The organism is Lactiplantibacillus herbarum, from assembly GCF_001039045.1.
GTDB lineage: Bacteria > Bacillota > Bacilli > Lactobacillales > Lactobacillaceae > Lactiplantibacillus > Lactiplantibacillus herbarum.
In genome coordinates, this window is the sequence record NZ_LFEE01000033.1 from 65787 (window position 1) to 88448 (window position 22662).

Annotated in this window: 25 protein-coding genes and 1 tRNA gene; 10 read left to right on the plus strand and 16 right to left on the minus strand. The window is 44.5% G+C overall.

Annotation, left to right across the window (positions count from 1 at the left end):
* Positions 1–183 precede the first annotated feature (183 nt).
* The 5 genes from ACG95_RS10185 to ACG95_RS10205 are packed head-to-tail and all read right to left on the minus strand — an operon-like array spanning position 184 to position 2722.
* Positions 184–786, minus strand: a complete 603-nt coding sequence (locus ACG95_RS10185) for a sugar O-acetyltransferase (RefSeq protein WP_048000406.1) — start codon at positions 784–786, stop codon at positions 184–186.
* Between the two features lie 2 nt (positions 787–788).
* The gene (locus ACG95_RS10190) at positions 789–1355 is read right to left on the minus strand and encodes an NUDIX hydrolase (RefSeq protein ID WP_048000407.1); all 567 of its coding nucleotides are present in this window, start codon (positions 1353–1355) and stop codon (positions 789–791) included.
* Between the two features lie 6 nt (positions 1356–1361).
* Positions 1362–1742 (minus strand): HIT family protein, encoded by a 381-nt coding sequence (locus tag ACG95_RS10195; RefSeq protein ID WP_082137349.1) that lies wholly within the window; start codon positions 1740–1742, stop codon positions 1362–1364.
* A 12-nt stretch (positions 1743–1754) separates the two neighbouring features.
* Complete coding sequence (locus ACG95_RS10200) at positions 1755–2501, minus strand: 3-oxoacyl-ACP reductase (RefSeq protein ID WP_048000409.1); 747 nt, start codon at positions 2499–2501, stop codon at positions 1755–1757.
* Positions 2501–2722: a DUF2829 domain-containing protein gene (locus ACG95_RS10205; RefSeq protein ID WP_048000410.1), complete on the minus strand. Its 222-nt coding sequence runs from the start codon at positions 2720–2722 to the stop codon at positions 2501–2503. Before ACG95_RS10205 ends, ACG95_RS10200 begins: the two co-directional genes overlap by 1 nt.
* 208 nt (positions 2723–2930) lie before the next feature.
* On the opposite strand from ACG95_RS10205, the gene ACG95_RS10210 reads away from it, so the two are divergent.
* Positions 2931–4022, plus strand: coding sequence for a DUF871 domain-containing protein (locus ACG95_RS10210; protein WP_048000411.1), 1092 nt, complete (start codon positions 2931–2933; stop codon positions 4020–4022).
* Between the two features lie 35 nt (positions 4023–4057).
* Positions 4058–5239, plus strand: a complete 1182-nt coding sequence (locus ACG95_RS10215) for a GNAT family N-acetyltransferase (RefSeq protein WP_048000412.1) — start codon at positions 4058–4060, stop codon at positions 5237–5239.
* Between the two features lie 435 nt (positions 5240–5674).
* On the opposite strand, the gene ACG95_RS10220 is transcribed toward ACG95_RS10215, so the two are convergent.
* The 4 genes from ACG95_RS10220 to ACG95_RS10235 all read right to left on the minus strand — a co-directional run bounded on the left by ACG95_RS10220 (position 5675) and on the right by ACG95_RS10235 (position 9526).
* Positions 5675–7114 carry a 6-phospho-beta-glucosidase gene (locus tag ACG95_RS10220; RefSeq protein WP_048000413.1) on the minus strand — a complete coding sequence of 480 codons (1440 nt, stop codon included), beginning with the start codon at positions 7112–7114 and terminating at the stop codon, positions 5675–5677.
* Between the two features lie 18 nt (positions 7115–7132).
* Positions 7133–8572, minus strand: coding sequence for a 6-phospho-beta-glucosidase (locus ACG95_RS10225; protein ID WP_048000414.1), 1440 nt, complete (start codon positions 8570–8572; stop codon positions 7133–7135).
* Between the two features lie 193 nt (positions 8573–8765).
* Positions 8766–9113, minus strand: coding sequence for a PTS lactose/cellobiose transporter subunit IIA (locus tag ACG95_RS10230; protein WP_048000415.1), 348 nt, complete (start codon positions 9111–9113; stop codon positions 8766–8768).
* A gap of 95 nt (positions 9114–9208) precedes the next feature.
* A complete protein-coding gene (locus ACG95_RS10235) occupies positions 9209–9526 on the minus strand; it encodes a PTS sugar transporter subunit IIB (RefSeq protein WP_048000416.1) in 318 nt (105 codons plus the stop codon).
* A gap of 184 nt (positions 9527–9710) precedes the next feature.
* Here ACG95_RS10235 and ACG95_RS14780 point away from each other — a divergent pair, with 184 nt between their 5' ends.
* The 4 genes from ACG95_RS14780 to ACG95_RS10250 all read left to right on the plus strand — a co-directional run bounded on the left by ACG95_RS14780 (position 9711) and on the right by ACG95_RS10250 (position 12093).
* Complete coding sequence (locus ACG95_RS14780; protein WP_237756489.1) at positions 9711–9995, plus strand: GntR family transcriptional regulator; 285 nt, start codon at positions 9711–9713, stop codon at positions 9993–9995.
* On the plus strand, positions 9992–10417 hold the full coding sequence (locus ACG95_RS14785) for a UTRA domain-containing protein (RefSeq protein ID WP_237756490.1): 426 nt from the start codon (positions 9992–9994) through the stop codon (positions 10415–10417). The genes ACG95_RS14780 and ACG95_RS14785 overlap by 4 nt, the downstream gene beginning before the upstream one ends.
* Positions 10418–10509: 92 nt before the next feature.
* Complete coding sequence (locus ACG95_RS10245; RefSeq protein WP_048000417.1) at positions 10510–11244, plus strand: glycosyltransferase family 2 protein; 735 nt, start codon at positions 10510–10512, stop codon at positions 11242–11244.
* Positions 11245–11418: 174 nt separating this feature from the next.
* Positions 11419–12093, plus strand: a complete 675-nt coding sequence (locus tag ACG95_RS10250) for a histidine phosphatase family protein (RefSeq protein ID WP_048000418.1) — start codon at positions 11419–11421, stop codon at positions 12091–12093.
* On the opposite strand, the gene ACG95_RS10255 is transcribed toward ACG95_RS10250, so the two are convergent.
* Both ACG95_RS10255 and ACG95_RS10260 read right to left on the minus strand, forming a co-directional pair.
* Complete coding sequence (locus ACG95_RS10255; protein WP_048000419.1) at positions 12077–12562, minus strand: hypothetical protein; 486 nt, start codon at positions 12560–12562, stop codon at positions 12077–12079. The genes ACG95_RS10250 and ACG95_RS10255 overlap by 17 nt on opposite strands.
* 332 nt (positions 12563–12894) lie before the next feature.
* Positions 12895–13719, minus strand: a complete 825-nt coding sequence (locus tag ACG95_RS10260; protein WP_048000420.1) for an HAD family hydrolase — start codon at positions 13717–13719, stop codon at positions 12895–12897.
* A gap of 256 nt (positions 13720–13975) precedes the next feature.
* Between ACG95_RS10260 and ACG95_RS10265 the strand changes: the two genes are divergently transcribed.
* Positions 13976–14905 carry a DMT family transporter gene (locus ACG95_RS10265; protein WP_048000421.1) on the plus strand — a complete coding sequence of 310 codons (930 nt, stop codon included), beginning with the start codon at positions 13976–13978 and terminating at the stop codon, positions 14903–14905.
* A 40-nt stretch (positions 14906–14945) separates the two neighbouring features.
* Here ACG95_RS10265 and ACG95_RS10270 read toward each other — a convergent pair whose 3' ends face one another.
* Both ACG95_RS10270 and ACG95_RS10275 read right to left on the minus strand, forming a co-directional pair.
* Positions 14946–15896 (minus strand): phosphoglycerate dehydrogenase, encoded by a 951-nt coding sequence (locus ACG95_RS10270; protein ID WP_048000422.1) that lies wholly within the window; start codon positions 15894–15896, stop codon positions 14946–14948.
* A 144-nt stretch (positions 15897–16040) separates the two neighbouring features.
* Positions 16041–17927 (minus strand): hypothetical protein, encoded by a 1887-nt coding sequence (locus tag ACG95_RS10275; RefSeq protein WP_048000423.1) that lies wholly within the window; start codon positions 17925–17927, stop codon positions 16041–16043.
* Between the two features lie 229 nt (positions 17928–18156).
* Here ACG95_RS10275 and ACG95_RS10280 point away from each other — a divergent pair, with 229 nt between their 5' ends.
* The gene (locus ACG95_RS10280) at positions 18157–18609 is read left to right on the plus strand and encodes a flavodoxin (RefSeq protein WP_048000424.1); all 453 of its coding nucleotides are present in this window, start codon (positions 18157–18159) and stop codon (positions 18607–18609) included.
* Positions 18610–18726: 117 nt separating this feature from the next.
* Here the strand turns inward: ACG95_RS10280 and ACG95_RS10285 are convergent, their stop codons facing one another.
* On the minus strand, positions 18727–18951 hold the full coding sequence (locus tag ACG95_RS10285) for a hypothetical protein (RefSeq protein ID WP_048000425.1): 225 nt from the start codon (positions 18949–18951) through the stop codon (positions 18727–18729).
* An 8-nt stretch (positions 18952–18959) separates the two neighbouring features.
* Positions 18960–19703, minus strand: coding sequence for a type I 3-dehydroquinate dehydratase (locus ACG95_RS10290; RefSeq protein WP_237756493.1), 744 nt, complete (start codon positions 19701–19703; stop codon positions 18960–18962).
* Positions 19704–19935: 232 nt separating this feature from the next.
* Here ACG95_RS10290 and ACG95_RS10295 point away from each other — a divergent pair, with 232 nt between their 5' ends.
* Positions 19936–21366, plus strand: a complete 1431-nt coding sequence (locus ACG95_RS10295; RefSeq protein ID WP_048000427.1) for an amino acid permease — start codon at positions 19936–19938, stop codon at positions 21364–21366.
* A gap of 225 nt (positions 21367–21591) precedes the next feature.
* Positions 21592–22047 carry a MarR family winged helix-turn-helix transcriptional regulator gene (locus ACG95_RS10300; RefSeq protein ID WP_048000428.1) on the plus strand — a complete coding sequence of 152 codons (456 nt, stop codon included), beginning with the start codon at positions 21592–21594 and terminating at the stop codon, positions 22045–22047.
* Between the two features lie 88 nt (positions 22048–22135).
* Here ACG95_RS10300 and ACG95_RS10305 read toward each other — a convergent pair.
* Positions 22136–22208, minus strand: a tRNA-Thr gene (locus tag ACG95_RS10305).
* Between the last annotated feature and the right edge of the window lie 454 nt (positions 22209–22662).

Sequence of the window (22662 nt, forward strand, 5' to 3'; positions counted from 1 at the left end):
CCGGTCCCCATGGCACGTTTCCCTGGCTGGCGAAGCGGTGAATAGTGTGTTGAAAATAATTTCTAACCAACAATTACTGCTATAACAATAATTCAGGCTATTTTAGAACTTTCAATATTTATACCTAACTAAAAACCATCTCACAAAGGCCGCACTTCCGCGACAACCCTTGTGAGATGGTTTTTAGTTTAATTTGAATTGATTACCCGTATAACCCGTGCGGTCTGCCGCCGTAATTGGCCGCAAGACGCGACACGGATTACCCGCTGCCACCACGTTAGCTGGTAAATCATGGGTGACCACGCTACCGCCACCCACAATGGTGTTATCCCCAATCGTTACGCCGGGTAGCACCGTCACATTTGCCGCTAACCAACAGGCGTTACCGATCGTGATCGGCTTAGCAATACAGCCACCGTTGATTCGTTCGGTTGCATCCATTAAATGATTGCTTGTGTACAGCCCAACTTTAGGTCCTAGCAGGACGTTGTCACCAATTTTAATCGGTGCGCCGTCCAACATGACACAGTCGTAGTTAGCGTAAAAATGATCACCAACGTGAATGTTCCGGCCGAATTCAACCCGAAAGTTAGGATTGGCAAACGGTGCCTCTCCCGCAGATCCGACTAAGTCACGAAAAAGTGATTCTTTAACTTGGGGGTCATCCGCTACATTTAAGGCATTGGTTTTCACCGTTGCCTGATCACGCAAGGCCGTCAGTTCATCATCAGTATCGCGATAAGGTTGACCAGTCGCCATGTACGCAAATTTTTCATCGAGGTTCATTATTATTTACCTCGCACAAAGTTCAGGTACCACGTTAACGCACAGATTGCCTGCGCTGAGTGAATTTGGCCCTCTTTTAAAAGGTCGATCACTTGCGTCAGTGGCACCAGTTGCGTATTAACATATTCATCCGCATCGAAGTGCCGTTGACCGTGTTCTTGTGGGTCAATGTGCGTCAGAATCAAACTGACGGTTTCATCCGTAAAGCCTTCCGAAGAACTGATCTGCGTCATAATTTTGGCATCATGCGCGATGTAGCCCGTTTCTTCTTGCAATTCACGCACCGCTGCCGTAACTGGGTCTTCACCAGCATTGATTAAACCAGCTGGTAAACTGATGGTTTCAGCGTTACGGCCGACCCGATATTCTGAGCCCAACACGACTTGATCATCCGCCGTAAGCGCTAAAATCGTTACCGCATCACCGTGTTGAATCAGGTCACGCTCAACTTCCAAACCATCAGGCGTTTTAATCGTCTGTTTAACGAGGTCAAAGATTGGCCCATGATAAACCGGCGTGGTCGTCAGAACTTCGCCCGGACGACCAACGTTCTTTAAAATATCTGCCATACTTATTTACTCCTTATTCAAACCTGGGGCGTCGACACCCTTCGGTAACATTTTACGAATTCCACCACGGGGATCGGGCACGTCACCCTGATAGCGCGGAATCAAGTGAAGATGACAATGCATCACCGTCTGCCCCGCTGCCGGTTCAACGTTAATCCCGATGTTATAACCATTCGGATGATAGCGTTCATCTAAATAACTTTTTGCCTGCTCCAGTAATGAAAACATCGCATCACGCTCAACCGTTGGCACGTCAAAAAAAGTTGGGTAGTGCCGCTTTGGAATAATCAGTAAATGTCCGGGACTGACCGGATGCTTATCGAAAAAAGCCGCTGCTAAGTCGTTTTCAAGCACTAGTGGCAACGGCTCACAAAAGACGCACGTCATTAAGCTCATCCCCTATTTTTCTAACCAACCACCATCGATCGGCGTCACGGTTCCGTGAATGTAGTCCGCATGACGACTCGCCAAGAATAGCGTCAAGTCAGCGACTTCTTGTGGTTGCGCCCACCGTTTGGCTGGCGTTTCACTCGCTACCCACGCCGCCATCTTGCCATCACCAGCAAAATCAGCGGCATTCATCGGCGTTTCAATGGCACCCGGAGCAATACAGTTTGCTCGGATTCCCTGCCCCGCATAATCTAAATCAAGCTGCTTGGTATAACCGATAATCGCGTGTTTGGCGGCCGTATAAGCCGCACCACCGCCACCACCAACTAAGCCAGCAATCGAGGCCATATTGACGAACACCCCATGATTTTGCGCCAGCATAGCGGGTAAAACTTTATTAGTCACAATAAACTGGCTGGTTAAATCAGTCGCCAAAATATCCTGCCAAGCGGCTAAATCAGTAGCTAGCGTTGGCTGATACCCATCCAGCTTACCAGCTGTATTGCAGACGATACTAGGCTGTCCCAGTACATCGATTCCTGCCTGAATGGCGGCAATCAACGCTGGTGCATCCGTAACGTCTGCCAATTGATAGCTGAGCTTAACTGTTACTGGCAAACAACTTGGTTGGGGTTGCCGATCGATAGCAATCACCCGTGCACCTTGATCTAAAAAGGCCTGCACTTGAGCTAAACCGATACCGGAAGCCGCACCCGTAATCAGAATAGTTTGATCACGATACTCATCGAATCGCATTAAGCGACCAGTTGCCAGTCAGTGGCTAAGATGTCGCAGTCGGTTGGTGACCACATGCTGTAGGCTTCGTCAGCCGTCTTAATTAAGAAGTATGGGTTCAATGGATCGCCGTCAAAAGTTGATTCAGCTTGTAGGGCCACAAATAATTCGGTCCCTTCCCAACCAGTCCGTACGGCTTTTTTGCCGGCCTTTAATTCAGGTAAAATTGCTTCAAATGTCATGTGATGACCTCCAATTATTAATGAGTTTGAAATCAGTATTCCAAACTCGCTTCTAAAATATTAATACCCAAATCGTATCATAATCCCGTCCCTTGTGACAGCCAAAAATTGGTACCAACAAATTATCGTTTTCGCTGGTACAGACCAATTAAGTGTGGGATAATGTAAGCGAATACAGAAATTAATTTAATACTTGGAGGAATTATTAATGAGTAAACTTGGTGTCTCGGTTTATCCCGAACGATCAACTTTTGAAAAGGATGCTGCTTATTTAGACCTAGCAGCTAAATACGGTTATCAACGCGTCTTCACTTCATTACTAGAAATCAATGGCGATAAGGATGCTGTCGTTGCTAGTTTTAAAAAGGTCATTACTTACGCAAATAAATTGGGATTAGAAGTAATGGTCGACGTCAACCCTGGCCTATTCAAACAACTGGGCGTTTCTTACGACGACCTATCATTCTTCCACGACCTTGGCGCTTGGGGCGTGCGTCTTGATCTCGGCTTCACCGGTCAAGAAGAAGCCCGCATGACTCACAACGAATTCGGCATCAAGATCGAAGTCAATATGTCTAAGGGGACCCGCTACGTTGACACGATTATGGACTACTCACCTGAAAAGGATAATCTGTTAGGCTCACATAATTTCTACCCACAACAATACACGGGACTTGGCTACGATTACTTCGTTCAGACTTCTGAACAATACCGTCAATACGGCATCAATACCGCCGCTTTCGTATCATCAAACGCGGCTACTTATGGTCCATGGCCTATGCAAGATGGTCTCTGTACTTTAGAAGATCACCGTGGCTTACCACTTGCAGCTCAAGTCCAACACCTCAAGATGACCGGCTTAATCGACGATGTTTTGGTCGGTAATGCCTACGCTAGTGAAGCCGAACTAAAGGCTGCCGCCGAAGTCTTCTTCAGCCCCTACCCACTACTCCACATTGAAACGGTTACTGATTTGACTGACGTTGAACGTAAAGTGCTCTTCGACCAACCTCAGACTTATCGCGGGGACTTCTCTGATTACGTGATTCGCTCATCAGAAACGCGGGTTATCTACAAAGCTGAAGACTTCCCAGCTCACCATACGGATGCCATCCACGCCGGTGACATTTTAATCGACAACGATGAATTCGGCCAATACAAAGGCGAACTCCAAATTGCTCGTAAAGATTTGGAAAACACCGGTCGCATCAACGTGGTTGGTCACGTGGCTGACTACGATACTCAATGCCTAGCTTTACTACGGCCATGGGCAGATTTCAAATTCGTTGCAGCTAAATAAATTCGCTTAACTTGTTCAAAAAAGGAGGCTTTTACATGACTGAAGATTATCGCTTAACGACCACCGAAGACCGCGAAGCTTTTTATCAGTTATACCAATACGCTTTCAACAACCATGACACACCGAACCGCCGGGAATTCTTCATGGATCGTTATCAACACGGCTTAATCTACGGCTTACATGACCACGAACAACTGGTCAGTGGCCTCTACAGCCTACCGATGGCGGTCAACTTTCACGGTGTTCATTACAATATGAATGGCATCGGTGACGTCATGAGCGCGCCAGAGTACGCTGGCCAAGGTGGTGCGGGCAAACTCCTGACGACAGCTTTAAACGATATGGCTGCTAATCAGGTCACCCTCTCCTACCTTGCACCGTTCTCTTATGGATACTATCGGCGTTTTGGCTACGAGCACGTCTTTGATCATACGCAGCAAGTCATTGCAGCTAAAGATTTACCACGCGTTAAGCCACGAGATTTATCCGGAACCATTACGCGCTACGGTAATGAGGGTTTGGCATTAGTCAACGAATTTTATGCCACCCAACCACAGAATCAGCGTGGTGGTGTCATCCGTGCCGATTGGTGGTTACACTACCTGACACTCAAACACGATTGGTCAGTTGCCATTTACCGCAACGCTGAACAAACAATCGAAGGCTACCTAGTTTATGAACGTCAAACAACTAACTTTGCAATTCAAGAATGGACGGCCGCAACACCAACCGCTTTTGAACGTTTAGCTAACTTTGTGACTAAGCACGGGACGACTTTTGAAACGTTCAGCTATGAAGGGCCTGACGCCAATAGTGGCTTAGACTTACTCGCCGATCCGTACACGTTGAAGGTGACCACCACCCCATACATGATGGCACGAATCGTCTTATTGCATGACTTCTTAAAACGTTACCCCTTCACCGCTGACTTTGAAACAGTGCGCTTAGCCGTAACTGATGATATTTTAGCGGCTAATCAAGGTATTTGGGAACTCAGTCGGACAAATGATCAAGTGACTTGCAACCGCGTGAGTCCAGATGTTACCGGATCAGCTGACTTACAGTTAACAATTCAGCAATTGACGAAAGCCCTCTTTGGGACCCGTTCTTTAACGAGTGCTTGGCAACACGGTCAGATCACGGGTGATGTAACTACTGCCCAACGTTTAGATACAAGTTTAGTTCACGAAAAACCAGCACTGATCGATTACTTTTAAGTCCACTAAAAGCAGCACTATTCTGAATTGGAATGGTGTCGCTTTTTGATTGTTACTTTGCTGTTGCCACCAATGGCAGAAATAGTCCTCTGCTGAGACTGTAAACACAACTAAAGCATTCCCGAATAAAATAGTGATCTGACATTGTAAATCAGCACATCGGTTTACCTCTAGTTAGCCTGGAGGGGTGGTCTGAAAATGCTCAGTGGTGAAATTATCGTTGGTCGGCGTAGTTGGCCGAGTTACGATAAGGCTCGTATTGAAGATTGCAGCGGTCTTTTGCTGTGAGCTTCAATCGATGCCCACCACGTTCCAGCATTTTCAGACCGCCCTGGAAGGCGGGAATAGAACGCCATATCAAAAAAGCATGAACTCAATTTGAGACCATGCTTTTTGCTTTGAACCTATTTATCAATACTCAGATAACCAGCGACCTTATTTCAAGTCCGCCCCGTTAGTCTTGATAACGTTTTGATACCAGTAGAATGAATCCTTCTTAGAACGGTCGAGCGTTCCTTGACCTTCATCATCCTTGTCAACGTAGATGAAACCGTAACGTTTCGACATCTGGCCGGTACCGGCAGAGACGAGGTCGATACAGCCCCATGGTGTGTAACCGAGTAAGTCGACGCCATCTTCAGCGACGGCTTTGATCATTTCACTGATGTGAGCTCTCAAGTAGTCGATACGGTATGGATCATGAATACTGCCATCCGCTTCAACTTTGTCACGTGCACCCAAACCATTTTCAACGATCATCATTGGTTTGTGGTAACGATCTTGTAGCCAGTTCAAGGAGTAACGTAAGCCTTCAGGATCGATTGGCCAATCCCATTCGCTGGTCTTCAAATATGGATTGTCAACGGCTTCCGTACCAACAAAGTGGTAGTCTGGATTGTCGTCTTGGGCTTCAACGGTATTAGAGTTGTAATAACTAAAGCCGATGTAGTCGACAGTCCCTTCCTTCAAGACTTGACGGTCTTCCGCCGTAATATCCGGACGGAAACCAGTCTGTTTGAAGAAGGCTTCCATATTATTTGGATAGTAGCCCCATGATTGAACATCGGCAAACCAGTAACGGCGTTGCATAGCCTTTTCTGCTTGCATGATATCCTGTGGTTTAGCCGTCAATGGGTAGATTGGGGTCATGTTGATCATGTTCCCGATTTGGAAATCAGGATTGATCTCGTGACCGATCTTAACAGCTAAGGCACTGGCAACAACTTCATAGTGAGCAGCTTGATACATCAATGCTTCTGCATCGGGATCATCTGGCTTCAATACGAGGCCAGAATCAGTTGCCATCAAGAATTGGTTGGTGTAAGTGGTCTGGTTATTGATTTCGTTAAAGGTCATCCAGTACTTAACCTTGTTCTTGTAACGTTTGAAGACCGTTTCAGCGTAGTGTACGAAGTAATCGATCACTTTACGTGAACGCCAGCCACCGTATTCTTCAACTAAGTGGTAAGGCATTTCGAAGTGAGCCAAAGTGATAACGGGTTCGATGCCGTATTGTAGGCAGGTGTCGAACATGTCATCGTAGAACTTCAAGCCAGCTTCGTTAGGTTCTTCTTCGTCACCGTTAGGGAAAATCCGTGTCCAGGCGATTGACGTCCGGAAACACTTGAAGCCCATTTCGGCGAACAACTTAATGTCTTCCTTGTAATGACCGTAGAAATCAATGCCGGCATGATTGGGATAATTCTTATCCGCAATGACACCTTCCGTAATTTCGCGAGGAACACCGTTGGCACCAGCTGTCATAACGTCAGCGACACTAACACCCTTGCCGCCAGCTTGCCAGCCACCCTCTAATTGATGAGCAGCTACCGCGCCACCCCATAAGAAATCTGGTCGTAATCCACTTGTTGCCATCTGTTAATCATCCTTCCGTTATAAATCTTCACCATCACTAGTAATCACTTGTTGATACCAGTCGAACGAGTCCTTCTTAGAACGGTCGAAACTCCCCTGACCGTTGTCATCAGCGTCGACGTAGATAAAACCGTAACGTTTAGCCATTTCACCGGTACTTGCGGAAACTAAATCGATACAGCCCCATGGCGTGTAACCGATCAAATCAACGCCATCTAAAGCAACGGCTTGTTCCATTGCTAAGATGTGGTCGCGGAAGTAGCTAATCCGGTAATCATCGTGAACACTGCCGTCTGCTTCACGTTTGTCGTAAGCGCCAAAGCCATTTTCAACGATGAATTGTGGCAAGTGCCAACGATCCTGCATCCAGTTCATGGCGTAACGTAAACCAGTTGGATCAATCTGCCAACCCCAGTCGGATTTTTCAACGTATGGGTTTTCTACAAAGTCTTCTGGTTCCTTGAAGTCGTAATCTGAATCGCCATCACGGCCCTTGGTAACGAATGACATGTAGTAACTGAAACCAACGTAGTCAACGGTACCAGCCTTCAAAGTGGCCAGGTCAGCAGCGGTAATATCCATATCGAAACCTTTACGGTCGAAGTACTTAGGCAACCACTTTGGATATTCGCCTAAGCAGTGAACATCGCCATACCAGTAACGTTTCTGCATGGCACGTTCTGCCATCATGATGTCTTGTGGTTTGGCGGTCAATGGGTAGATTGGGCACATTGCAACCATGCAACCGATTTGGAAATCAGGGTTGATGGCGTGACCAGCTTGAACAGCTAAAGCACTCGCAACGAGTTCGTAGTGAGCAGCTTGGTACATCGCTTGTTCCCAGTTATCGTCGTCATTTAATTGCAAACCAGAGTTTTGTAACAGTGGGTGAGGATCACTCCACGCCGTTTGGTTATTGATTTCATTGAAGGTCATCCAGTACTTGACCTTGTCTTGGTAACGTTCAAAGACCGTCTTAGCAAAGTGTAAGAAGAAGTCGATCATCTTACGATTGCTGAAGCCACCGTATTCCTTAACCAAGTGGTAAGGAATCTCAAAGTGAGAAAGCGTTACGACTGGTTGGATACCGTGTGACAAGAGATCGTCAAACATGTCATCGTAAAATTTCAAGCCTGCTTCATTAGGTTCAACTTCATCCCCATTTGGGAAAATCCGTGTCCAGGCGATTGACGTCCGGAAACACTTGAAACCCATTTCGGCAAACAACTTGTCGTCTTCTGGGTAACGATGGTAGAAATCATTCCCCCAATGGTTAGGGTAAATTTCACCGTCTTTAACGCCATCCGTCACCTTACGAGGTACACCGTTGCGTCCAGCTGTCATGACATCAGCAATGCTGACACCCTTACCATCGGCTTCCCAGCCACCTTCTAATTGATGAGCTGCAACCGCGCCGCCCCATAAAAATCCTTTGGGCATTTTATAACCTTTTGTCATGTCCTAATTACCTCCATCTATAATTTACCCAGTATTTAACTGAGTCTCGATTTTCGTTATCTTTACTTACGTTTAAAGGGTAACCGCCGATTTAAATAGATAAAGATGATTTGATTAGCGCTACGGTACTAAATTTAAAAAAACGAGCCCAGACCAACACCCTGGAGGTATTCGCCTAGACTCAATTAATCAACTACTTGGCTTCGTCAGCAGCTAAACGACGATAGACGTCCACGACTTCACCAGCTAAATCGCGGAAAGTGATGGCATTCATGATGTGATCTTGTGAATGCACTAATAGTAATGAAACATGGGTATGTTCACCCTGTGCTTCTGACGTTAACATTGAAGTCTGTGAATTGTGAGCTTCCGTTAAGAAGTTATCGGCTTCCTTCAACTTGGCGTCTGCAGTTTCAAAGTCGCCTTCCTTAGCAGCTTTGATTGCTTCAAAAGCGGAACTCTTAGCGTTACCACCATTGACGATCAAACCCATGATTGTTTCGAGACTTGCTTCAGTTTCTTTTACTTGTTCTTCTGCCATTAGCACTCATCCTTTTAGCTTTTTTCGTGTGCGTTACAATCAAAATGCTGCCGACCAAGGTTACTACCGTGGCCTGGCAGCACTTACATTATTTATTAGTTAGCTTTTGCAATTGATGCTTCGGCTTCTTTAAGTACCTTTTCACCGTTCATCATACCGTAGTCTTGCATGTTGATTACTTCGACTGGAATATCAACACGTTTTTGGAAATCACTTAACATGTAACGAACTTGTGGTCCAAGCATTAAAATGTCAGGATTCTTTTCAGATAACTTAGCATCTGCATCACTGGCAGCGGTTGCAAAAATTTCTGCATCGATACCGTCTGCTTCAGCAGCCTTTTGCATCTTTGATACTAATAGTGAAGTTGACATCCCAGCGGCACATACCAACATAATTGTTCTTTCAGCCATAATAAACACGCTCCTAGATAGTTTTAAATTTATATGTTTCAGCGGTTGCTTTAATAAACCGCTTTCATTACAATTAGAATTATAAGTCATGGGTACAAATTTGACAAGCCTTATTAATTAGATTTTTGCAATTTATTTAATTGGTACCCATAAATTAATCATTTTAGCGAAAGAAGTGAACCACATGTATCGTGACATTGCGACCCAACTCGTCACCGCTATTCAAAACGGCCTGTTCGTGACTAAATTACCAACAGAAGCCGCGTTGATGGAGCGTTATCAGTGTAGCCGAAATACCATTCGTAAGGCCATTGACCTCGTCTATCAACAAGGGCTTTTACGCCGTGTCCAAGGTAGCGGCTACTACATTACCGATATTCAACTCCAACATAAAACCGTGGTTAACTTATCGGCTCGTTCCTTATTCAATAGTAACTCCACCCCCGCCACTTGCAGTCTAAGGTCTTGACCTTTGATACGATCCACGGTGACAGTGAGCTCAGCCATAAGATGGGCATTCCCGTCGATGAAGAACTGTACCGCGTGATCCGTTTACGTTATTGGAACGACCAACTTTACTGTCTAGAAAAAGCCTATTACCTGAGATCAGTAATTCCTTACCTATCCACTGAAGCGGTTAATTCATCTATTTGGGACTTTATCAATGAAGCTTACGGCATCGGCATTGCCAATAGTGACGATTACCTCTCATTGACTAATCTAACCGAGGAAGAGTCTGCTTTAATGGGATTAGACCACGGTGATACCCACATGGTACTGGATTCTTGCAACTATTATAAAAATAATGGTTTATTGGATTTCTCACATACGGTCTTCGTTTATCCAGATCTGGCACTCTACTTTCACACGACTAACTTGGCAAATAATTAATTTATGGCTAAAATAGAAGGATTAACTATAATTTCATCACACTTTATGGGTATACTAGTAACAGTATTCTAATTTACGATGGAGGAATTAGCGTGTCAGCACCCCTATTTTCAGTAGTTGTACCAGCCTACAACCAACATAAATTTATCAACAGTTGCCTGACTAGTCTGCAACGCCAAACCATGCAGGACTTTGAAGTCCTCGTCGTTAACGATTGCTCGACTGATGACACCGGTGAACAAATTGCCGCGTTAATTAAGGACGACGAGCGTTTTCACGCCATTACGCATGCCCATAATCGGGGTGTTTCGGCGGCTCGTAACTCCGGTATGGCAGCTGCTAAAGGCAAGTACCTGTGCTTTGTTGATGGTGACGATTGGGTCGAACCAGACTTCTTAGCCACCTTCTTAGCTGCGTACGAAGCCAATCCTAAGACGCAATTGGTCGTCTGCGGACATTTTGGCTATTTAGCCGTTCCAAGTCCCGCTAAAACGTACGACCAAAAAGAACTCGTCACCAACATTAACTTTGGGACGGTCGGTGGTTTTTCATGGAATAAAGCGTTTATTCGCAAGATCATCACCAGCCACCACTTAACTTTTAACGAAGATATTGATTTTTTAGAGGACCAACTCTTTGCCTTCCGCTACGCTAACTACGTCCAATCATCCGAATACGTACCGGATAAGACGTACCATTACCGTTGGCGATTCCGCAGTAACCTTGCCCATATCGGGATTCCATTCTTTACGGCTCGTCGTAAAATGATGAAGATCCTGAAGCAAGAAAACAAACAAGTTTTGAGTGAGGACTTAAATAATCAATAAGACGTGCAACCGGGATATTATGACCGGTTGTTTTTTTATTACTACTATTTTCATACTCACTAACCAATTAAATATGAAAATAAAAGTTTCCAATTAACCATTAAAGGCTTGTTGAATCCGCTGCCACGCCTTACAATTGGACTAGCTTATTAAAACTTGATGGGAGGCGTGACAATGGCTACGATTCACTTATACCTAGTTCGACATGGACAAACCCAACTTAACGCTGCGGGGCAGCTCCAGGGCATTTATGATTCCAAATTAACGCGTAACGGCGTTCGTTCCGCTCAACGCTTGGCTAGAATGCTCGCTGATACCCACTTTGACGCCGCCTATACCAGTGACTTAGGACGAGCACAACAAACAGCCCGAATTATTACCGCTTTACATCCCGAAATAAAAAAGCCGACGATTGACGTCGGCTTACGTGAATTTAATTTTGGTGGTCTCGAAGGAACTAAGAACATGTGGATCGTCAACCAGGTCCGCAAACAACTCGGTATCGGAACTTTCGTCAAGCTGATGTTGAGTCGTGAACGTTTTGCAACCCTGTTGTGGGTCTTCAATTCACTGGACAAGACTCGCACCGCTGAAACACTGGTGGGTGTCACCGACCGCATCAGTCGAACACTGCGACGTATCAGTCTCTTTGAATCACAGAATGCCGATCACGATAAGAACATCTTGATTGTTTCACACGGCTTAGTCCTAAGCGCCTTCCTATACCAAATCAGTCCCGGTGAACTCCCCACTCGTCTACTTAAAAATACGAGTGTTAGTCGGGTCGATTATAAAGGCTTTCAGTTTGACCTCATCGATATCAACGTCACCCCTAAGAAACGGGTCTAGTTGTTTCGAGCACTAATCTTTCCGTTGAGCACATTGGAAACTGTAAACGCGCTTGAATTCCAAAGAATATTTTGAGCTTACGTTGTAGTTCTTGCCCAGTTGCGTGTACCGTCGTCTCCGTCGCTTCTGGATCGCCAATCACGATAAGCACACGACTACTCTTACTATCCAAATTGGGATTCAGCACTTGATCATCATTCAACAAAGTTGCACCATTTGGCGTCATCTTTAATTGAACTTCATCTAATCCTAATGCGGTCATGTCCCAAGCCTGGATATTAACCGGGTGCTTAGCATGAATGACTTCGATAAGATCAGCAAGCGCACTTTGAGGCGTTGCAACCGGAATCTGTTGACTCGTTAATTGTTTTTCAATTGCCGGGTTTAGCTCACGGTTATCAAGGTTGGTCATGGATAAAATGGCTAGCGGTATCGCCGGGGTTGTCATCGGTAAAATTTCAATTTTCAACAGTTATCACTTCCTAAAAAAACACTTCACTCTAAGTTTGCCAAATTTATGAAAAATGTCAATTGTTGATACCCAAGTTATATCTAATTTTTAACAAACTATACAAACAGAGTGTACCATCAGGCGGTTAGTTTGCGAGCATTAACGTGGAAACAGGGATTATTCCGGGTTTTGGAATGATTCCTGTTTTCGGGTTAATGCTCGCAAACTGCCTGATGGTGCACGTTTCGACACTATCGCACAGTAACTCAAAATAAGGGCCTCAGAATTCCAACAATTCTGAGGCCCTTATTTTGTTCTGATTAACTCTTGATAAAACTATTTTACGCTTTTTAATCTAACGGGTGTTTCTCAAAATACTGTTCCAAGAACAGCGCTAGTCCGTCGTTATAGTTCATCTCCGTCACATAGTTAGCAACCGCCTTAACATGTGGTAAAGCGTTCCCCATGGCAACTGACAGATCAGCTTCCGCCATCATACCGACATCGTTAAGACCGTCCCCAAAGACAAAGGTATGAGCCGCGTCAACATGTTGTTCCCGTTGAATCTGTTTGACCGCAGTCCCCTTATCCGTATGTAGCGGAATCAATTCGATGTTATTCGGATTAGAAGAAGACAGTCGTAGTAACTTGCTCCCCTTGAGCTTTTCGCGAGCTGAGTCTAATCGTGACATATCCTCACGACTGAGAATGACACCATTGGTGATTTGGTCTTCAATCTCAGCTAGCTGGCTAAAACTCTTCACTTCTTCATAACCGATTGCCATCTCGTCGGCATCAAAGTTGGCCGCATTACGTGCGACGAAACGTGGAATCTGTTCCGTATAATAAGCCATTTCAGGCGTAAACAACATCATTGGTAAATTATCACGACGTGCCACTAGGTAGGCTAATTCAACGGCTGCCCCGCCTAACTTAGTAATCTCACGGCCCTGAGAACCATCGAAGACCGCCCCGTTTGACGTGACTAAACGCACGTCCGAATTTAATTTATTACGCACGATCTTAGCAAGTTCGTACATCCGCCCGGTTGCAATGTAGAACAACACGTCCTGCTTCTGTAACCGTTCAATAGTTGCCTTGGTGCGTTCAGAAACGTATTGATGGTCAGTTAATAAGGTCCCATCAATGTCCATAAAGACTAGATATTTTGGCATAGCTAACTCCTCCTACGTTTTTACAAGTATAATTGTACGCTATTCCACCGCAGAATGGAAATCGCTTTCAAAAACGACCTGCATCACTCATTTTCACTGCAAGTTATACTAAACGCTGGTCAAATCACATTTTTTAATACCGCCAAAGTCCCGCAATTAGCCACTAGCTGGAACCACGCTCACACAACTGATTCTCACTTTCTAAGCAAAATCAGGTACAATGGTAAAAAGAACTTTACTTAGGAGGCGTTGTTGGATGCAATTGAGTCGCGAATTTAAGGGAATCGCTCTCGCCAGTATTAGTGCCACCTTTTGGGGCGTATCCGGTGCAATCGCTCAAACCCTATTTGATACAACCAACATTAATTCGGTCGAACTAACTGAAATACGAATGTTGGGCGCTGGTATCTGCCTATTACTGTTTAGCCTGATCACCCATGTTAATCTCTGGTCAATCTGGCGACACCCAGCTGATGTGCTTCAAATAGTCGCGTATACCGTATTAGGACTAATGCCGGTTCAATTTACCTACTTCTTAGCTGTCGAAGCGAGCAATGCAGCTACCGGGACCATTCTGCAATTCACCGGGCCCGTTTTTATTGCACTGTGGCTAGTGATAGCCCACCGCCAGTTACCGACTAGGGCGGAAGGTTTAGCGATTTTCTGTGCCCTGTTAGGTGCCTTCTTGCTCGTTACTCACGGCAACCCTGGGACTTTGGTGATTTCAGCGATGGCACTCCTTTGGGGCTTACTATCCGGGGTTGCTTCAGCCACCAACACGCTACTACCGACCCGACTATTAACTAAGTACGATCCGTTGACGGTCAATACTTGGTCGATGTTACTAGGTGGTTTCTTATTCAGCCTCGTTGAACCCATTTGGAAAGTTCGCATTCCACTGACGCTACTGAATGTCAGCAAACTCAGCTTTGTCATCCTATTCGGTACGTTACTGGCCTTCATGTTCTTCTTGCAAAGCCTCCGCTACGTCCGGCCAACCGTGGTCAGTCTGCTAGATGCTTTTGAACCACTCTCCGCTACTGTGATCGCAGTAGCCTTACTAGGTGTGAGCTTCGGGTGGCTCGACATCCTCGGCAGTATCCTGATCATCAGTACCGTCTTCATCTTGGCAATCGGAAAACAACCTAATGACCGAACGGCAAGTAACTTCAAACAGTCCAAATAAAACGATTCAGATTGCCGCGTAGACAATCTGAATCGTTTTTTTAATACCCTTTTTGCAAATCAACTTGATTACGGACCAGTGTACCGTCTTGCACATATTGCGCAAAGTTAGCCGCAAAGATTGGAAAGACGGTCGCCCGAAAGTGACTGATCTGACCAGAAACGTGTGGTGTAATCAGCACGTCGTCTCGTTGCCACAACGGGTTATCCGCAGGTAACGGTTCTGGTTCAGTCACATCTAAGGCGGCCATGCTTAACTGGCGTTGATCCAGCGCTTGAATTAGCGCGGCCGTGTCAACTGCAGGGCCACGACCAACATTGATCAACATCGGTTGTTGTTTAGTCTGTTCAAACAAGGCCGTACTGAATAAGTGATGCGTCGTGGGCGTTAATGGCAACGCATTAACGATAAAGTTAGCTTGAGCTAAGGCTGACTCAGTCGCTGACAAAGCCACCGTTTCGTGAAAATGTGCGGCTGGATGACCGGTAGTATTAACTCCCACCACGTGCATCCCTAGCGCGCTAGCTTTAGCTGCCAAAGATTGTCCAATCTGCCCAGTCCCATAAACAAGAAGCTGCTGCCCCGTTAACGTGGTAGTCGGCGTTGTTAACTGCCACTGACGCGTACCGGTCTGATTCAACCAGGCTGCATGGTAGCCACGTGTCACCGTTAACATTGCAGCTAGCACTGACTCACTGATAGCATCCGCATGAATCCCACTTGTATTTGCCACTACTATCCCAGCAGCCTGCAACTCAGCTAACGGCAAGTAATCTACCCCTGCAGAAATAACCTGCACAAATTTCAATGCTCTGGTTGGCCGGGCCAACAAGGTCTTTAGTAATGGATGATTCCCATACATCACTTCAATCTGATCATAATCCGCTGGTTGAATCTCACTAGCGGTCTTAAACTGCCAGTCTGGATAAGAGTTTTGTAACTGTTGTAATTGTTCTGGTTTCGTTGCTTGTGCCATTAAAACAATCGACATCTTGTATCCCCCATTTCTTTTCTACTTTTATATGGAATCAACTTCATGGTACCACTTTAGACTGCTAGCATCCCTCAGTTTGATTGTACTAGGCCAACAAAAAAGGTAGCCTGACCACAAAAGTCTAGGTTACCTCTAAATTAATTAATTGGTACCAGTCGTATTACTATAACCGGTTGTATTGTTAGTGGTTGTACTACTAGTTCCCGTTGTATCAGCTCCAGTACTACTGCTATAAGCAGAGCTACTACTGTAAACCGTTGAACTAGATGCCGCCGAGCTAGTAGCCGTATCATTACCATAGTCAGTTGATGAACTAGTAGCACTGCTGTAATCATCACTACTACTATCACTTGAACTGCTATAAACGGTACTAGATGAGACTTCACTGTACGACTCAACACTCGAACTAGTTGCCGATGACGAACTAGTCTGAGCTAGTTTCTTGCGATCTGCAAGTAACTTACTATAGTCGGTTGCTGCTAATTGAGACTGCTTACGATAGCTCTTCAAGTTAGCCAAAACTTTGTCGACCGTCGTAGATGCTGTTGACGATTTAAGTTTATTTTTCTTGTTATACAGTTTTTGGTAAGCTGCATCGTAACTGACAACTTTCTTAACTACCTTACCAGTGGTCGTGTACTTTTGATCGTACTTGTTAGCAAAGTACTTTTTATCACTAGTTAATCCAGCTGTCGTAATACGTTGCTGGGCCTTCGTGATGGTAGCCGTCGTAACGTCTGATTTAATTAACCCTTGCGCATTACGCAGATTTTCGTAACTAGTCCGGACTGCCAACATTTTAACCGCGTAATCATGCTGTTTTTGTAGCGTGTCCTTTTCACTAGAATTCTTCATATCATCAATACTCGTTTGTAATTGTTTCAATTGCGCTGTCGAAGCACTAGCTTTTAAATCACGTTGAGCAGTCGACGTATAGACACTGTTCACGATAGTTTCAGCATTACTCTTAGCAGCGGCTTGCGTAGTTTGCGCGTGATTCCACATGAACAACGCTCCACCTGCGGCAACGACCAAGATGGCAACGCCTGTCAACATTAGTTTCCAACTGTAATGGTGCCCAGCTTTTTTCAAATGCGAGTTTTCAGGTTCATCCGGCCCTGATGCTTTAGCCTGTGTTTCATCAGCAGTTGGTGCCTGCTCACCGTGACGTTCCACCCGGGACATCTCCGGTTTAGTAGGTTCTTTACCACCATTTGGTTGTTGATCACCATAGAGTTCTTCACGTGACAAAGGCAGCTCTGGTTGGTCTTCGTCAGACATCTGCTTAGTATCGTGAACCACGATCCGTGGTTGCTGACGTTTAGGCATTGATACGTTATCAGCAGGCAATCGATTGACGGTCCGTTTACCCGAACGAGGTTCCTGATCAGCTACCGAAGTTGCTGCAGATGTAACTTGATGTGCTTCTGCATTAGAAACCGCATTAGCTGCTGATTCTACTGACTTAGCAACGTGCTTACGAGTTACTGCTTCAGAAGTCTTATCCACGCTACTAGCCACAGTTTGGGATTTCCGAGATCTGGGACGTTGAGTCTTACCAGCACCGGCTTCAACCGTACTTGTTGACTGGTCATCAGCCGAGCTAGTTTTAGAAACGCCTGTCTTAACTGCCTTAGCCACAGACCGAACTGCTTGTTCATTATCATTTTCGCTGGTTGCCATACTCTGTGGATAAAAAACTTTGGTTGCCTGACTGGCAGCGGCTGCACTTTTTGGCATAAATACTTGCGTCGCTTGACTAGCAGCTTCCTCGCTCTTGGGGTAAAAGATTTGAGTTGCCTGACTAGCAGCTGATTCTGCGTCAGTTGAGGATTGCGATTTTGCATTATCAGCCTTAGCTGCTTGACTCTCTTGATTTTCAGTCTTGGGTTCGACTGCTGAATCTTTGAGATCATATGCTAATGGAATTTGTTCACTATCTTGTTCTTCATTTTCATCTGGAATTGGTTCGGTAATCGAATGCCATAACCGTTTGCCTAAACTCTCTTTTTTTGTTTTTCGTGACAAAATTAACACTCCTCGCCAATTTAAGTTTTCGTATGAATTTGGTTAAGTGCCGTCAAAAAAACGAGTTAATTGCGGTAAAATAACCATTATAATGTAAATTATAGCATGGATTTGATTGCTGAGAAACTACTGGTTGCAAGGTTTAGTGAATAACTAGCCGCTACCTTAATTTTACATTAAAACTCTGTTATAATCAGCTTAACTAAAAGATTGAAAGTGAGGCATTTACATGGCTACAGCTAAAGTTATTTTTGCTACGATTACTGGTAATAACGAAGACGTTGCCGATATTATTACTGAAAAATTTGAAAAATTAGGTGTGGACGTCACCAAGGAAGAAATTTCTCAAGCTGACGCAACCGAATTTAATGATGTCGATATCTGTGTCGTGGTACCGTACACGTATGATGAAGGCGCACTACCTGAAGAAGGGTTAGACTTCTTCGATGATCTCAAGGATCTCGATTTGACCGGCAAAATTTACGGTTGTGCCGGCTCTGGTGACACCTTCTATGACGATGATTATTGCAAGGCCGTTACCGACTTTAGCCACGTTTTCCAACAAAACGGTGCGACTCAGGGTGCTAAGGATGTCTTTGTTAATCTCGCACCTGAAGCTGAGGATATCAAAACCCTTGATGCTTTTACGGAACAGCTAGTTAACGCCCAAGCAAAAGCTTAATCAAGCGACACGCTTCAAAGCTATTATTCAAAAAGTAGCACATGACAGAATTTTTTAACTCTGTCATGTGCTACTTTTTTAGTTCTAATACGTGTGCCATCAAGCAACATGTGCTGATTATCGTGATGAGTGTCGTTTGAGCAACCATTGTCGGAAATAGTTATAGACCATTTCCACAATGATGAATAATCCCGTAACCCCCACAATATCAATCAGATAGCTACCAATACGGTACCCGTCCTTGCTAATCCATAAATCATACGGTCCTTGGATCAACATAAAATAAATCACTAGCGTTAATAAGATTGTTCGTGTGTGGCGCCAAATTGATTTCCATTTCATCTAGCTATTTACACCCCTTCAGTCGTTGATAAAATCTGTAACGCCTGCTGTAATTGATTGACCGGCAACTGCCCATAGTTGCCAGTCGACCGACCGACCTGTCCAAAGACAACTGCCGAACCTGTCAATTGACTACAAGCACTGCTATAACGCTCTAAGACCCCCGTTGCCTTAGCAATCACCGGTACCTTAACTTGTTGAACGGCTTCAGCGGTTGCTGCCATCAACGTCAGAATATCCTGGGCGGTCGTTCCACTACTTGTCACCTGTACTAAATCGGCACCGGTTGCGGCTAAATCCCGGTACGTTGCAACTAAGGCTTCTTTAGTCATTACAGTTTGCCTCTGACTGACAAGTAGTAATACGTGGTTAGCCCGAATTTGCTCAACCAACAGCTGATACTGTGGCCGGTTGACCATCCCCATGTCAATATCCACAGCCGCAACACTTCGATTATTGACCAACGTCTGATAAGTTTGGTAGTACGTGTCAGCGTCAACCATTGAATCCGCCAGACTAAAAGTTGCAACTACTGGAATCGTTCCTAGGATCTGTTGTAACTGGGTTGCCGTGTTAATCAATTCCGCACGATTATCCAGGTCCTGATAAGGGTTCAACCGCCAAAAAACAATCTGGGTTGCAGAGGTTAAAATCTGGGCAGCCTTACCCAACAAATTTTGACGACTATCGCCGGATAGCACCACCCCAATTTTAGGAATTCCCGCACCTAACGTCAACGTTCCAATGGTCACTTCATTCAAACCTAATTCCAGCTTTCATTCTCAATTGATGATGACCTAATCGTAACACATCATCATTTTTTATTTACTCCTTCTACAATATCAAATTTTCGCCATTTTGACAGCTAATGCTCATTTTTTATATCAAATTTTAAAGCGCTTTTAATATTAATACGATAATACTGGCATCGCTTTCAGATTCGTTTTACAATTAGACATACTTTATCTAAAAAGGAGTCAACACATGCAAACCGAAAAGCAGCTACGCTGGTCCAACATCGCGTTAATCGCGTTTGTGGCGGTATGGGGCTTAGGTAACGTCGTTAATAACTTTGCGTTACAAGGCCTCTCAGTCGTCACCTCTTGGATTCTCATCATGATCATTTATTTCGTCCCTTACACCTTGATTGTTGGTCAATTAGGCTCAACTTTTAAAGAAGCTGAAGGTGGCGTCTCTTCATGGATTCGTGCGACGAGTACCAAACGCCTCGCCTATTACGCGGCGTGGACTTACTGGATCGTGCACATCCCATACCTAGCTCAAAAACCACAGGGGATTTTGATTGCCTTTAGTTGGTTATTCCGTGGTAACGGGAACTTTATCAATACGACTCCTGCAATCGTCGTTCAAAGTATCTGTTTAGTGCTATTCTTATTCTTCCTATGGATCTCATCATTGGGTCTAGCAACCTTGAAACGGATCGGGAGTGTGGCCGGAACCGGGATGTTCATTATGTCGATTCTGTTCATTATCTTAGCAGTATCCGCACCATTCATGACTAAGGCATCTGTTCAAACGCCCGACATGTTATCATTTAAATCATACTTACCTAAGTTTGACTTCACTTACTTTACAACGGTTTCAATGTTAGTCTTTGCCGTTGGTGGTGCAGAAAAGATTTCACCGTACGTTAACAAAACTAAGAATCCAGGTCGCGAATTCCCACTCGGCATGTTAGTACTTGCCGGGATGGTTGCAATCTGTGCCTTGCTTGGTTCGTTCGCAATGGGGATTCTCTTCAACTCTAAGCACATTCCAAATGATTTAATGGCTAATGGGGCCTACTACGCGTTCCAACGCTTAGGTGCGTTCTACCACGTTGGTAACCTCTTCATGATCTTCTACGCCATTGCGAATGTCCTTGCGCAGATCTCAGCACTAGCCTTTTCAATCGATGCACCACTTAAGATTCTATTGGGTGACGCAGATCCTGAATTCATTCCTAAGAAGCTCAGCAAGATGAACAAGAAAGATGTACCCGTTAACGGCTATATCATGACTGGTGTTCTTGTTAGCATTCTAATTATCATTCCAGCATTAGGGATCGGTAATATGAACGAATTATTCAACTGGTTGCTTAACTTGAACTCAGTTGTGATGCCAATGCGTTACCTATGGGTCTTCTTAGCTTATATCTTATTGAATAAGCACTTGAAAGAATTCAAGAGTGACTATAAGTTCCTCAAGAATCCAGTCGCTGGTAGACTTGTTGGTGCTTGGTGTTTTCTCTTCACCGCCTTTGCATGTATTTTAGGGATGGTTCCTAAGACATCTTATGCAAGCAATCCTAGTAGCTGGTTATTCCAGCTCGCACTTAATATCATCACTCCAATCATCTTCGTTGCATTAGGGATGATCTTACCGATGATTGCACGTCGTCACCGGACCGCTTAATTAAACCATTTATGTTCACGAAACCCGTCCACTTTATTAGTTTGAAGTGGACGGGTTTTTTATTACACTTTTTTGAGTCGTTTCCTCAATTTAACTAATGACATTCTACTATCAAAATTAGTAATTCCTTATTTAATACTTTTAACTAGATTAGCGTTATTATATATAGTTGATAGCGTTAACAATTTGAATACTAATAAAAATCTGGTTTAGGAGGCTAACTTTATGGCTACTACAGAATCTTTTGATACATTTTTACAGGACTACGTACATATATCAAAATTTCTAAACACTCGTGTCACAACGATACTATCACCTCATCATTTAACTCTGGATACATTTCTAATCATGCACGCGATCGGTAACAGCAAGCAGCCCATCCTGCTAATGGAGATTGCTAATCAACGCAATGTCTCTCGTAGTGCAATTTCTCGTCAGATTAGCCTATTACTTGACTACAACTACATCTGCCAAAAGGCGAACCCCAACGATCGCCGTAAAAAAGGCCTTCTGCTTACTGAAGAAGGTCACAAGCTTGATGCCCAACTAAGCCATAAGATGCAGCTAACACTTAATCAATGGCGTGATCAATTTGGTAAACAACGTGTGCAGACTTTATTGACCCTACTGCGTGACTTTGACGATCAGGTCATTGAAGTTGCCCCCACGCCACTAATGTAACGCTGCTACTATTTTAAATAATGCTACACAAAAACGTCCTCGTTAACTAGCAATTATGTCAGTTAACGAGGACGTTTTCTCAGTTTTAAGCCGTTGAGCAGATTTGAACTGCCGACCTCTTCCTTACCATGGAAGTGCTCTACCTGCTGAGCTAAAACGGCATTAACAACTTTAATCAGTATACCAAAATCAGCACCGATTTTAAACTGGACGTTCAGACATGAACACCCCCGATTGCTGCTAATTTTGATATGTAGACAGTTGCCCACTCTTTCTTTTCTTACAAATAGCTCAATTACTTACAAGAGCTCCCACAGCCAAGCTTACATCTACACTCCTAAGATATCCCGCAGTAAATCTTACCACCAACACTCTTATGATAGTTGCAGTCATCAGACATCTTTATACTACTGTAGGCCTTGAGTTTGGCGTCAAACGCCACGCCACCATTAAAATCGCCTATCTCGTTATGATTACACTAACTTACTATAGAAGTGTCTCCATTTCAGTATGTACCTTCGTTCTGTTTGTGAGTGAGTCTCAGGGTAACGGTCTAGTACTATTTAACGACACAAAAAAAGGAACCGAATTAACGATTCCTTTCAAGTTGCATGG

Excerpts from the sequence above, each read along its gene's own strand:
- ACG95_RS10200 (WP_048000409.1), bottom strand. The coding sequence starts at position 2,501 with ATGCGATTCGATGAGTATCGTGATCAAACTATTCTGATTACGGGTGCG.
- ACG95_RS10215 (WP_048000412.1), top strand. The coding sequence starts at position 4,058 with ATGACTGAAGATTATCGCTTAACGACCACCGAAGACCGCGAAGCTTTT.
- ACG95_RS10250 (WP_048000418.1), top strand. The coding sequence starts at position 11,419 with ATGGCTACGATTCACTTATACCTAGTTCGACATGGACAAACCCAACTT.
- ACG95_RS10300 (WP_048000428.1), top strand. The coding sequence starts at position 21,592 with ATGGCTACTACAGAATCTTTTGATACATTTTTACAGGACTACGTACAT.
- ACG95_RS10270 (WP_048000422.1), bottom strand. The coding sequence starts at position 15,896 with ATGTCGATTGTTTTAATGGCACAAGCAACGAAACCAGAACAATTACAA.
- ACG95_RS10195 (WP_082137349.1), bottom strand. The coding sequence starts at position 1,742 with ATGACGTGCGTCTTTTGTGAGCCGTTGCCACTAGTGCTTGAAAACGAC.
- ACG95_RS10210 (WP_048000411.1), top strand. The coding sequence starts at position 2,931 with ATGAGTAAACTTGGTGTCTCGGTTTATCCCGAACGATCAACTTTTGAA.
- ACG95_RS10280 (WP_048000424.1), top strand. The coding sequence starts at position 18,157 with ATGGCTACAGCTAAAGTTATTTTTGCTACGATTACTGGTAATAACGAA.
- ACG95_RS10220 (WP_048000413.1), bottom strand. The coding sequence starts at position 7,114 with ATGGCAACAAGTGGATTACGACCAGATTTCTTATGGGGTGGCGCGGTA.
- ACG95_RS10190 (WP_048000407.1), bottom strand. The coding sequence starts at position 1,355 with ATGGCAGATATTTTAAAGAACGTTGGTCGTCCGGGCGAAGTTCTGACG.
- ACG95_RS10230 (WP_048000415.1), bottom strand. The coding sequence starts at position 9,113 with ATGGCAGAAGAACAAGTAAAAGAAACTGAAGCAAGTCTCGAAACAATC.
- ACG95_RS10285 (WP_048000425.1), bottom strand. The coding sequence starts at position 18,951 with ATGAAATGGAAATCAATTTGGCGCCACACACGAACAATCTTATTAACG.
- ACG95_RS10235 (WP_048000416.1), bottom strand. The coding sequence starts at position 9,526 with ATGGCTGAAAGAACAATTATGTTGGTATGTGCCGCTGGGATGTCAACT.
- ACG95_RS10295 (WP_048000427.1), top strand. The coding sequence starts at position 19,936 with ATGCAAACCGAAAAGCAGCTACGCTGGTCCAACATCGCGTTAATCGCG.
- ACG95_RS10205 (WP_048000410.1), bottom strand. The coding sequence starts at position 2,722 with ATGACATTTGAAGCAATTTTACCTGAATTAAAGGCCGGCAAAAAAGCC.
- ACG95_RS10260 (WP_048000420.1), bottom strand. The coding sequence starts at position 13,719 with ATGCCAAAATATCTAGTCTTTATGGACATTGATGGGACCTTATTAACT.
- ACG95_RS10265 (WP_048000421.1), top strand. The coding sequence starts at position 13,976 with ATGCAATTGAGTCGCGAATTTAAGGGAATCGCTCTCGCCAGTATTAGT.
- ACG95_RS14780 (WP_237756489.1), top strand. The coding sequence starts at position 9,711 with ATGTATCGTGACATTGCGACCCAACTCGTCACCGCTATTCAAAACGGC.
- ACG95_RS10185 (WP_048000406.1), bottom strand. The coding sequence starts at position 786 with ATGAACCTCGATGAAAAATTTGCGTACATGGCGACTGGTCAACCTTAT.
- ACG95_RS10225 (WP_048000414.1), bottom strand. The coding sequence starts at position 8,572 with ATGACAAAAGGTTATAAAATGCCCAAAGGATTTTTATGGGGCGGCGCG.